At 64.0% G+C, this 11,529-nt stretch carries 11 protein-coding genes; 8 read left to right on the forward strand and 3 right to left on the reverse strand.

Going from position 1 to position 11,529, the window contains the following annotated elements:
• Nucleotides 1–138 precede the first annotated feature (138 nt).
• The 6 genes from folE to E5554_RS12685 all read left to right on the forward strand — a co-directional run bounded on the left by folE (nt 139) and on the right by E5554_RS12685 (nt 7,168).
• A complete protein-coding gene (gene folE, locus E5554_RS12660; RefSeq protein WP_037507879.1) occupies nt 139–747 on the forward strand; it encodes a GTP cyclohydrolase I FolE in 609 nt (202 codons plus the stop codon).
• Nucleotides 744–1,604 (forward strand): SDR family oxidoreductase, encoded by an 861-nt coding sequence (locus E5554_RS12665; RefSeq protein ID WP_010335387.1) that lies wholly within the window; start codon nt 744–746, stop codon nt 1,602–1,604. Before folE ends, E5554_RS12665 begins: the two co-directional genes overlap by 4 nt.
• A gap of 84 nt (nt 1,605–1,688) precedes the next feature.
• Complete coding sequence (locus E5554_RS12670; protein WP_136186986.1) at nt 1,689–2,465, forward strand: enoyl-CoA hydratase-related protein; 777 nt, start codon at nt 1,689–1,691, stop codon at nt 2,463–2,465.
• A 346-nt stretch (nt 2,466–2,811) separates the two neighbouring features.
• Nucleotides 2,812–5,190, forward strand: a complete 2,379-nt coding sequence (locus E5554_RS12675) for a TonB-dependent receptor (protein WP_136186987.1) — start codon at nt 2,812–2,814, stop codon at nt 5,188–5,190.
• A complete protein-coding gene (locus E5554_RS12680) occupies nt 5,190–6,419 on the forward strand; it encodes a dipeptidase (RefSeq protein WP_136186988.1) in 1,230 nt (409 codons plus the stop codon). Before E5554_RS12675 ends, E5554_RS12680 begins: the two co-directional genes overlap by 1 nt.
• Nucleotides 6,420–6,538: 119 nt before the next feature.
• The gene (locus E5554_RS12685; protein WP_136186989.1) at nt 6,539–7,168 is read left to right on the forward strand and encodes a methyltransferase domain-containing protein; all 630 of its coding nucleotides are present in this window, start codon (nt 6,539–6,541) and stop codon (nt 7,166–7,168) included.
• A gap of 54 nt (nt 7,169–7,222) precedes the next feature.
• Here E5554_RS12685 and E5554_RS23495 read toward each other — a convergent pair whose 3' ends face one another.
• Complete coding sequence (locus E5554_RS23495) at nt 7,223–7,858, reverse strand: RcnB family protein (RefSeq protein ID WP_136186990.1); 636 nt, start codon at nt 7,856–7,858, stop codon at nt 7,223–7,225.
• Nucleotides 7,859–8,017: 159 nt separating this feature from the next.
• Between E5554_RS23495 and E5554_RS12695 the strand changes: the two genes are divergently transcribed.
• A complete protein-coding gene (locus E5554_RS12695; protein ID WP_136186991.1) occupies nt 8,018–8,950 on the forward strand; it encodes an ABC transporter ATP-binding protein in 933 nt (310 codons plus the stop codon).
• Nucleotides 8,947–9,717, forward strand: a complete 771-nt coding sequence (locus E5554_RS12700; protein WP_004212064.1) for an ABC transporter permease — start codon at nt 8,947–8,949, stop codon at nt 9,715–9,717. Before E5554_RS12695 ends, E5554_RS12700 begins: the two co-directional genes overlap by 4 nt.
• A 66-nt stretch (nt 9,718–9,783) precedes the next feature.
• Here the strand turns inward: E5554_RS12700 and E5554_RS12705 are convergent, their stop codons facing one another.
• Nucleotides 9,784–10,104 carry a hypothetical protein gene (locus E5554_RS12705; RefSeq protein WP_004212065.1) on the reverse strand — a complete coding sequence of 107 codons (321 nt, stop codon included), beginning with the start codon at nt 10,102–10,104 and terminating at the stop codon, nt 9,784–9,786.
• 113 nt (nt 10,105–10,217) lie between these two features.
• A complete protein-coding gene (locus E5554_RS12710; protein ID WP_107917692.1) occupies nt 10,218–11,528 on the reverse strand; it encodes an MATE family efflux transporter in 1,311 nt (436 codons plus the stop codon).
• Nucleotide 11,529 lies beyond the last annotated feature (1 nt).

An 11,529-nucleotide genomic window follows, 5' to 3' on the forward strand; every position in this document is an offset into this window, starting at 1 on the left:
CATGTTTCTGTGGTGCGTTCCCGTTAAGCTGTGATTTGCCACCACAGCGATGTTGTGTCCAGCCGGGGCAAAAAGGCTGGTCAGACGGCCACGCAGTCGCCATATGCCGGGGCCAACAATTATGGAGTGGCCCAGTTCATGGCATATGATCCCGATGCGGAAACCGTAGGCGAAGGCTCGAAGGAGCCGGTCCCGGCCGAAGTGTCGGAGGCGATCCGCACCCTCATCCGCTGGTCGGGCGATGCGCCTGAGCGCGAGGGGCTGGTGGAAACGCCCGAGCGGGTGGCGCGCGCCTGGCGCGAATATTGCCGGGGCTATAATGATGATCCGGCCTATCATCTCTCGCGCATCTTTCATGAGGTGGGCGGCTATGACGATGTCGTGCTGCTGAAGGACATCCCGTTCCAGTCGCATTGCGAACATCATATGGCGCCGATCGTCGGGCGCGCGCACATTGCCTATCTGCCGGGCGACTATGTGGTCGGCATTTCCAAGCTGGCCCGCGTGCTGCACGCCTATGCCAACCGGCTGCAGGTGCAGGAACGGCTGACCTCCGAAGTCGCCAACTGCATCTGGGAAAATCTCAAGCCCCAGGGCGTCGCCGTGGTGATCGAGGCGACCCATGGCTGCATGACAGGCCGCGGCGTGCGCACCCCCAATGTCATCATGAAGACCAGCCGCATGCTCGGCGTCTTCCGCGACGATGAAAAGTCGCGCGAGGAAGTGCTGAAGCTCATCGCCTCGTGAATGATGTGACCGGAGAGGGGGAGGGCGCCGAGCCCGCCTATCGCCCGATCGGCGGCGCGAAGAAGGATGCCGGGCCGACCGGCCCCTTGCCGCTGGCCTCGCGCCGGCTGGCGCTCGTGACCGGCGGCCATCGCCGGCTGGGCGGCATCATTTCGGCGGCGCTGGCGCAGGCCGGCTATTCGCTCGCCATCCATGGCAGCCATGACACGCGGCTGGACTCTCATCTGGCGATCGCGCTGGAGGAGAACGGCGCCGAGTGGGAGGGTTTCGTCGTCGACTTTGCCGATCCCGAAGCGGCCGAGGAACTGGTCGCGCAGGTTGCCGAACGCTTCGGCCGCCCGCCCGACCTGCTGGTCAACAGTGCTGCAATCTTCGGCCAGGACCGGATCGACAGCGTCACCGCCGACGATCTGATGCGCCATTATGCGGTCAATTGCGCCGCGCCCGCGATGTTGACCAAGGCGTTCGCGACCGTTCCGGCCGGGACCGGCGATCGCTGCATCGTCAATATCCTCGACCAGCGGATCGACCATCCCCATGGCGATCAGCTGGCCTATACGCTGTCCAAGCTGGCGCTGGCCGGCCTGACGAAGACGGCGGCCAGCAGCCTGGCGCCGCAGGTGCGGGTCAATGCGGTGGCGCCCGGCCTTACCATCGCCACGCCCGACTATGATGCGGAGCAGATGGCGCGGCTGGAGCAGTTGATGCCGCTCGGCCGGCTGCCGCAGGCGGAGCAGATCGCGCAGGCCGTGCTTTATCTCGCCGGGGCGACGGCGGTGACGGGCCAGACCCTCTATGTCGATGGCGGCGCCCATATGCGCAGCTATGATCAGGATTTCATGCATCTTTGCCGATAGGATCGGCAAAATCGCCGCGCCGCAAAGGCTGGCGATCCGTTTTTGGCCGACATAGATCGGCGCTGACAGCTTAGGGAGACGGCAATGGCATATGAAACGATCCTGGTGGAACAGCAGGGCGCGGTGACGCTCATCACGCTCAACCGGCCACAGGCGCTCAACGCGCTCAACAGCCAGGTGCTCGCGGATCTGGGCGCGGCCTTTGCCGCCTATGATGCCGACCCGACCCAGCATTGTGCGGTGCTGACCGGCAGCGAAAAGGCCTTTGCCGCCGGCGCCGACATCAAGGAGATGGTCGACAAGGAAGCGGCCGATTTCTTCCTGCAGGATTTCTTCTCCGACTGGCAGACCAAGGTCGTCGCCACCCGCAAGCCGTGGATCGCGGCGGTTGCCGGCTTTGCGCTGGGCGGCGGCTGCGAACTGGCGATGATGGCCGACTTCATCCTGGCAGCCGACACCGCCAAGTTCGGCCAGCCCGAGGTGAAGCTGGGCGTGGCGCCGGGCATGGGCGGGTCGCAACGGCTGACCCGCGCGGTCGGCAAGGCCAAGGCGATGGAAATGTGCCTGACTGGCCGGATGATGGGCGCCGAGGAGGCCGAGCGCGCCGGTCTGGTCGCAAGGATCGTACCGGCCGCTGAACTGCTGGACGGCGCGCTCAAGACGGCCGCCGCGATCGCCGCGATGCCGCCGATGGCGGCGATGGTGAACAAGGAAATGGTCAATATCGCGTTCGAGACCAATCTGGCCCAGGGCATTTTGACCGAGCGCCGCCTGTTCCAGATCCTGACCGCGACGCAGGACAAGAAGGAAGGCATGACCGCCTTCGTCGAGAAGCGTCCGGGCGTCTGGAAGGGGCGATAAGGCCTTCAGGAACGATCCTCTCCGACGAAGAGAGGACAGGCGATTTTGCGATCCTCCCCAGGCCAGGCCTGGGGAGGATTTTTTGTGCGCGCGTGCGAGGAAGCGGGCATTGATTGCGAAATCTCAATGCTTTGACGCGCCTCGTTCCGCTTGAGAAATCATCATAAGCGCGTGGTGGATTTTCCCGAAGGGCTCGTTTCAGATGACAAATGGATGACATGGCTGCGCTCGTTCCAAGCGGCGATCGACAGGCCAGGGTCCGGGGAGGAACGGCGCGATAGCCCGAAGGGGCGGGCGCTCCTGATTGGCGCGAACTGCCCTTTTGCAGGGCCTACAGGGAGCCTCTATGCCTTCGATTACGTCTGTTCGTCGCGTGTCTCGCGCTGCGCTGCTGCTTGCCTGCTGCGCGGGTGCCTTATCCACTGCCGCCTTTGCGCAGGAGGCTGCTTCAACGGACGAAAATGACAGCATCACGGTGACCGGTCGTCGTATCTCGCAATCGTCGGAAGCGATCGGCGAAGACAAGATCAACAATGTCGTCGCCGTCACGCGCGAGGCGCTGCTGTCGGCGCCGTCGGGTATTTCGGGCCTGAAGATGCTGGAGCAGCTGCCCGGCTTCAACGTCCAGACCGACGGTGCGCTGGGCCTTTATGAATTTGGCAACAGCGTCCAGACCCGCGCCTTCAACCTCGACCAGATCGGCTTCGTGGTCGACGGCATTCCGACCGGCCGCAGCGACGCCTTCGGTGGCAGCCCTGTCTTCCGCTATGTCGACAATGAAAATCTGGGCGTGGTGGAAGCCTCCGTCGGCGCCGCCGATGTCGGCCTGCCCAGCTATTCCAGCCTCGGCCCGGTGGTGCAGTATAACAGCATCGCCCCACAGGAGGAGATGGGCCTGTTCGTGTCGCAGAGCTTTGGCGACAATAATATGAAGCGCACCTTCATCCGCGCCAGCACTGGCCGGGTGGGGCCGTTCAAGGCCTATGTCAGCCGCACCAAGCTGGACAGCGACCTGTGGCGCGGTCCCGGTTCGGTCGATCGCGAACATTGGGAAGGCCAGATCCATGCCGATCTGGGCGGCGACAGCTGGGCGCGCTTCAAGTTCGTGTCGAACGACTTCTTCGATTATGACTCGCCGACGATCACCCGCGCCCAGTATAATTGCACCGCCACCAGCGTGGTCGGCGCCTGCGGCCGCGACTTCGCCTATATCGAGAATGTGCCCAATACCACGACCGGCTTCGCGCCGACGGCGGCGGGCGTCTATTATTCCAATTCCAACTACACCAATGTCTACAACCTCGCGATCAACGTGCGGAAGGACAAGCTTTATGGCGGCACCTTCCACCTGGGTATCGCCGACGGCATGTGGGCGGAATCGACCCTCTATTATGAGGACAAGAATGGCTATGGCGTCTCGCCCGACAGCTATTCCAACTCGCTGACCCGCTACACGGCGCAGGCGGCCGCCGGCCTGGACGTGACCGCGCCCAAGGGCGTGCAATATGGCCGGTCGGGCGTCGGCGGCGATCGCTATGGCGTGACCACCAAGCTGCACTGGGAAAGCGGCAACAATGTCGTGGAAGGCGGCATCTGGGCCGAGGTCGACAAATATCACCGTACCCAGGCGCGCTACAACACGATGGACGGCGCCCCCGACGGCGAGCCCAATCTGGACGAACTGGTCTATCTGCGCCGCGACTATCGGTCCAAGCGCGACACGCTGCAGATATTCCTGAAGGATACGCTCAAGCTGATGGATGACCGGCTGGTTCTGGATGCCGGCTTCAAGGGGCTGATGCTGGACTACAGCCTGGGCGGTTATCGCGACTTCGACGACTATTATCGCGTCGTGGGCGGCACGGCGGTCGCAGGCTGGGGGCCGCAGTATAATACGGCCCATTATCGCGACATGTTCCTCCCGATGGCGGGCCTGCTGTTCAAGATCAATGAGCGCAGCCAGGTCTTCGCCTCCTATGCCGAGACGATGGCGCTGCCCAAGGGCATGGATGACATTTATGCCGTGACGCGTACCGGCACGTCGGCGCTGGTGCCCCAGCCCAAGGCGGAACGCGCGCAGAATATGGAAATCGGCTTCCGCACCAACCAGGGGCAGCTCTACGCCTCGATCGCGGGCTATTACACCAAGTTCAAGAACCGCATCCAGTCGATCACCACTTTCCAGGAAGGCGGCGGCAGCACCACCGAAACCTTCTACCAGAATGTCGGCCGGGTCGAATCCTACGGCGTGGAAGCCAGCGGCACCTACAAGCCGGCCTTCCTCAACGGCCTGGCCTATGCCAACGCCAACGTCACCTACAACAACGCCAAGTTCCAGGACGATATCGTCGCGTCGGTCACCTATGCGACCTCCGGCAAATATATCCCGGACAGCGCCAAGTGGATTGTCAGTGGTGGCGTCACGATCGAGCCGGCAAGCTGGCTGGTTGCGAACATCAGCGGCAAATATACCTCGAAGCGCTGGTCCACCTTCACCAACACGGCAGGCTCCAGCGTACCGGCCTACACCGTGTTCAGCGGCTATGTGGATATTGGCGACGGCTGGAGCTTCGGCCCGGTGAAGAGCATCAAGGCGCGCTTCAACGTCGACAATATCTTCGACAAGGACACGCTGTCCTACATCTCCTCCTCGGTGACGGGCGACGGTGCCTTCCGGCCGCTGTCCCCACGCACCTTCCAGTTCACCATTTCGGGCGAAATCTGATGCGGAATGCTTATCTGATGGGGGCAGCGCTGGTCGCGCTGCTCCCGATTGCGGCGCAGGCCCAGCCAAAAACAGTGTCGAAACAGGTCTATCAGCTACACCAGAAGCTGATCACGCTCGACAGCCATCTCGATACCCCGGCCTCGCTCGACCTGCCGGACTGGTCGATCGACGAGGAGCATGGCGTCCATAGCGACTATACCCAGGTCGACCTGCCGCGGATGAAGAAGGGCGGCCTGGATGGCGGCTTTTGGGCGATCTACACCGGGCAGGGGCCGCTGACGATCGAGGGCTTCCGCAAGGCGCGCGATTTCGCGCTGCTGCGCGGCATGTCGATCCGATCGATGGTGGCGGCCGACCCCGACAATTTCACGCTGGCGCTGGAGGCGAAGGACGCCGCGCCGATCGCCGCGGCGGGCAAGCGTATTGTCTATATGTCGATCGAAAATGCCTATCCGCTGGGCGAGGATGTCTCGCTGATCAAGACATTCTACGACATGGGCGTGCGCGTGTCGGGCTTTGCCCATTTCGCGCATAACCAGTTCGCCGACAGCTCGACCGATCCGTCGAAGAAGCCGCGCTATGGCGGCCTCAGCCCGCTCGGCAAGGAATTGCTGAAGGAGATGAACCGGCTCGGCATCGTGCCCGACGCCTCGCACAGCTCAGATCAGGTGCTGGACGATCTGCTGGCGCTGTCGACCACGCCGGTGCTGCTGACCCATTCAGGCTGCAAGGCCGTCTATGACCATCCGCGCAATATCGATGACGAACATCTGAAGGCGCTGGCGGCCAAGGGCGGCGTGATCCAGATGAACGCCTATGGCGCCTATCTGCGCGCGTCCAAGCCCAATCCCGAGCGGCAGAAGGCGCTCATGGCGCTTTACAGTCAGATGCGGGAGGGCGCCAAGGTTTCGCCCGAGGCGCGGGCCGCGATGCTCGCCAAGCGGCAGGAGATCGACCGACTCTATCCCGACACCGACCGGCCGACCTTCGACGATTTCATGGCGCATATGCTGCATGCGCTGAAGGTCGTCGGCCCCGATCATGTCGGCATCGGCCTGGATTGGGACGGCGGCGGCGGGGTCGTCGGCATGGAGGATGTGGTCGATCTGCCCAAGATCACCGACGCCCTGCTGAAGGCCGGCTATAGCGAGGCTGACGTACAGAAAATCTGGTCCGGCAATGTGCTGCGCGTGCTGGCCGCGGCCGAGGCGGGCAAGCAGAAATAAGGACTTGTGCCGGACCGGCCGTTGCTGGTCCGGCATGAAATCTTGTTAAGCCAATCGACGGGGGCGTTCCGGCCCGCTAAGGGGAGTCGGCACCAGAAAGGAGCGGTCGCATTTCGCCCATGCAGCACAAGCCGAAGCGCAGCCGGGCAATCGCCCTGCCGAACAGCGAGTTTCGCGCCCGCGCCACCGAATATCTCGATTTCCTCGCCGCCTGGGTGAAGAAGCCCCGGCAGACCGCCTCGGTCGTGCCCAGCAGTCGCTATCTGGCGCGACTGATGGTGGCCGACATCGATCCGCAGGGCGGCCGCGTGCTGGAACTGGGCGGGGGCACGGGCGTCTTCACCCGCGCCATCCTGGAAACCGGGCTTGCCGCCGACCAGCTGGAGGTGGTGGAGATAAATCCCGCTTTCGCGCGTGGGCTGCGGCGTCATTTTCCCCATTTATCGATCCTAGAGACGCCGGCGCAGATCGTCTCGGTTGCGGCCGCCGGTGGCCCCGGCGACTATCAGACCGTGGTCAGCGGGCTGCCGCTGCTGGCGATGGACCGGGCGATGCATATCGACATATTGTCGGAAGCCTTCCGCATGCTGAAGCCGGGCGGCAGCCTGGTGCAGTTCACCTATTCGACACGGCCGCCGGTCAGCCGTGCGGTGCTGGACCAGCTGGGCCTGGAGGTTGTGCGCGCCGGCCATACGGTGCGCAATTTCCCGCCAGCGACGGTCTTCCGCTTCACCCGACGGGGCGAATGACCGGGGCAAGAGAAAAGGGCCGCATCGGATGATGCGGCCCTTCCTTTTTCTGCCTCAGTAGAAGGCGCCGTAGACCACATCGACCACGCGGCGCGACCGGACCTCGACCAGCAGCAGGTCGGGGCCATAGCGCACCCAGCGATAGCCATAGGGCGGCGCGCCCAGGCCCAGGCGCCAATAGTCATTGTAATAATAATAGCTGGAGAAGAAGACCGCCGGCAGGAACAGGCCGACCGTCCAGCGGCGATAGCGATAGCCATGGGGATAGCGGAAGGCGGGGCCGGGGATCGGCCGGAAATTGGGAGGACGGCCGGCACCGGGGCGATGCGGCTGGCCTGGCCGTGGTGGCTGGACGCCGGGACCACCGGGACGCGGCGGCTGGGGCGACGGGCCACCCGGTCGGGGTGGTTGAACTGCCGGTCCACCTGGCTGACCCGGACCGGGCGAAGGCTGTCCTGGGCGGGGCGGTTGCGGTCGAGAAGCACCGGGCCGGGACGGCTGTGTCGACGGACCGCCGGGGCGGGAAGGCTGCACCGATCCGCCGGGGCGTGAGGGGGCGGGGGCAGGGCGCGTGGACGGAGATGGTCGGGCGCCGCCATTGCCGGATGGCGGCCTGTTGCCCTGCTGGGCGATGGCGATATCGGGAACGACGATCAACGCGATCGACAGATAGAGAACTGCCTTTTTCATAGCCTTCTCCACATGGTGGGGGGGCAAGCCTATGCCCGCTCATTACCGGCTTCAATCTTTTTCCAATATGTTGCCCTGCTTCGCTATTTCCCGCACTGCCGGTTGCATGGCGCCGTCCGCCCCCTATCTTGCCCGCACAAGGAAAGGGGGCGCTGCCGCATGGCATCCATCATCGAAATCAAGGGCCTGACGAAAAGCTATGCGTCGGGCTTTCAGGCGCTCAAGGGCGTCGACCTGAATATCGAGGAGGGCGAGATTTTCGCGCTGCTCGGCCCCAATGGCGCGGGCAAGACGACGATGATCTCGATCATCTGCGCCAATGTCCGACCCAGCGGTGGTACCGTCACGGTCGCCGGCCATGACATCATCCACGACTATCGCGGCGCGCGATCGGCGATCGGGCTGGTGCCGCAGGAGCTGAATACCGACCAGTTCGAGCGGGTGATCGATACCGTCACCTTCAGCCGTGGCCTGTTCGGCAAGCCGCGCAACGATGCCTATGTCGAAAAGATACTGCGCGACCTGTCGCTGTGGGACAAGCGCAACAACAAGATCCGCGAACTGTCCGGCGGCATGAAGCGGCGCGTGATGATCGCCAAGGCGCTGAGCCATGAACCGCGCGTGCTGTTCCTCGACGAGCCGACCGCCGGCGTCGACGTGGAACTGCGCCGCGACATGTGGAAGCTGATCGGCGAACTGCGCCAGACCGGCGTCACCATCATCCTGACCACCCATTATATCGAGGAGGCCGAGGAAATGGCCGACCGGGTGGGCGTGATCAACCATGGCGAACTGATGCTGGTCGAGGACAAGACCGCGCTGATGGAGAAGCTAGGCAAGAAGACGCTGTCGATCATGCTGGCCGAACCGATCGAGGCGCTGCCGCCCGAACTGGCGGAATGGGATGTCGCGCTGAAGGCGGAGGGGCAGGAGATCGAATATCTGTTCGACACACGGGCCGAACGCACCGGCGTTTCCTCGCTGTTGCGCAAGCTGGGCGATCTGGGCATCGGCTACAAGGATCTCAACACGCGGCAGAGCAGCCTGGAGGATATTTTCGTGAGCCTGGTCCATCAGGAGAAAGCGGCATGAACGGCCCCAATCTGCGCGCGGTCGCCGCCATCTACAAGTTCGAGCTGCACCGGTTCCGGCGCACCTGGCTGACCGGCCTGCTGGTGCCGGTCATCACCACCTCTCTCTATTTCATCGTGTTCGGCGGGGCGATCGGATCACGCATGACGCAGATTGACGGCATTCCCTATGCCGCCTTCATCGTGCCGGGCCTCATCATGATGTCGATGTTCACGGAGAGCATCTTCAACGCCAGCTTTGGCATCTACATGCCCAAATTCACCGGCACCATCTATGAGCTGCTATCGGCGCCGGTGTCGGCGATGGAGACGGTGATCGCCTATGTGGGCGCAGCGGCAACCAAGGCGCTGATCGTCGGCTTCATCATCTTTGCCACCGCCCATCTGTTCGTCGATTTGCCGGTCGCCCATCCCTTTGCCATGGTCGGCTTCATGCTGCTGATCGCGGTGAGCTTCTGCCTGTTCGGCTTCATCCTGGGCATCTGGGCGCAGGGGTTCGAGCAGTTGCAGGTGATCCCGCTGCTGATCATCACGCCGATGACCTTCCTGGGCGGGGCCTTCTACTCGATCCACATGCTGGCCGAGCCGTGGCGCACCATCACCCTGTTCAACCCGATCGTCTATTTGATCTCGGGCTTCCGCTGGACCTTCTTCGGCAAGGGTGATGTCGGGATCGAGTTCAGCCTTTTGTTCGTGGGGGGCATGCTGGCGGTATGCCTCGGCATCATCGCCTGGGTGTTCCGCACCGGCTATCGGCTGAAGAAGTAACGATAAAAGAAAAGGGCGGCCAATGGCCGCCCTTCTTAATTCGGGTCGATGCGATGCCAGTGCCGGTCAGGCGGCGGCGCTCTGCGGATCGACCGCGAACAGGGTCACGCCCTTATATTTGTCGTCGCCCTGGTCATAGAGGCCGTGCATCGCCTCGAACGTCTCGTCGAGGATCTCGACGTCGCTCAGGCCCGCCAGCTTGAACGTGCCCAGCTTCAGCTCGCGCGGCGGGCGGCCGTCGCGGTCCGTGGTCACGGCGTCCATGAACATCTCGTCATGGCGCGTGTAGAGGATGTGCGGGGCCAACGTGACGACCATCTTGTTATAGGTCGCCTTGAGGCACTTCTGAAGCGCGATCGCTTCGAAGATAGGGGTCGGAGAGTCCATGATGGGCCGCCCATATCAAGAAACACGGCCCCGTTTCAATTGCTTTGTGCGTCGCACCATGTGCCTGCCGTGCAACCGGCCGGATTTTCACGACGAATTGTGCGGCCGTTTTCCTAGCGCAGAACCAGCCCGAGCCGGTCGCGCAGCGACCAGCGCGCGATCAGCAGGATCGCCACCGTGCCGAGGCCCGCAGCCAGGCCGAACCAGATGCCCACGCCATGCAGCCCCATCGGGAAAGCGAGCAGGGCGCCGACGCCGATACCGATGATCCAGTAGCCGAAAAGGGCGAAGATCATTGGCACCTTGGTATCCTGGATGCCGCGCAGCACGCCGGCGCCGACGGCCTGGGCAGCATCGACCAGCTGGAACAGCGCGGCGACCGCCAGGAAGCTGACCGCCAGATTGGCGGTGGCGAGATTGGCCGGATCATGGACGTCGAGGAAGATCGACACCAGCGGTCGCGGGATCAGGACCAGCATCAGCGCAGCCGCCATGGCGAAGCCGGTGCCGACGATCAGCGCCAGCCAGCCGGCCCGGCCGATCGCGGCGGGATCGGATCGGCCATAGGCGACGCCGACGCGCACGGTCGCGGCCTGACCAATGCCCATCGGCACCATGAAGACCAGCGAGGCGATCTGGATCGCCACGGCATGGGCGGCGAGCGATTCCCGGTCGATCAGCCCCATCAGGAAGGCCGAGGCATTGAATACCGTGACTTCCAGCCCCAGCGTGATCGCGATCGGCAGGCCCAGCGTCCACACCGCCCGCTGCCGGTCGCGATCACGTGTCCAGAAGCGGCCCATCAGCCGATAGCGGCGGAAGCGGCGATCGACCAGGATGACGGTCAGCAGGCCCAGGAACAGGAAGGTGGAAGAGAGGGTGCTGGCGATGCCGGCGCCCAGTAGGCCAAGCGCGGGCAGGCCGAGATGGCCGAAGATCAGCGCCCAGCCGACCAGCACGTTGAACGGGATGGCGAGCAGCATGATGATGAGGCCCCAGAGCGGGCGCTCCAGTGCCGAGATGAAGTTGCGCAGCGTGGTGAAGCAGAGGAAGGGCAGCAGCGCCCATTGCATGCCGCGCATCAGATGGCCGGCTTCGCGCGCCAGGTCGGGTTCCTGGCCCATGGCGCGCAATATCGCCTCGCAATGCCACAGGATCAGCCAGGCGGGCAGCACGAAGAAGGCGGCGGCGCGCAGCGTCTGGTGGACGGTGCGGCGCACGTCGCGCACCGAATGGCGACGACGGCCGCGCTCGCTGGCGATCAGCGGCGCGGCGGCGGTGACGAGGCCAAGGCCGAAGATCAGCAGCGCGTTGAAGAGATTGATCGCCAGCGCCCCGGCGGCGACCGCTTCCGCGCCCAATCGACCGACGAGCAGCAGGTCTGTTGCGGCGATTCCCGACCAGGCGACATTGCCCGCGATCATG

It is taken from the genome of Sphingobium sp. PAMC28499 (assembly GCF_004795815.1).
Classification (GTDB): Bacteria; Pseudomonadota; Alphaproteobacteria; order Sphingomonadales; family Sphingomonadaceae; genus Sphingobium; species Sphingobium yanoikuyae.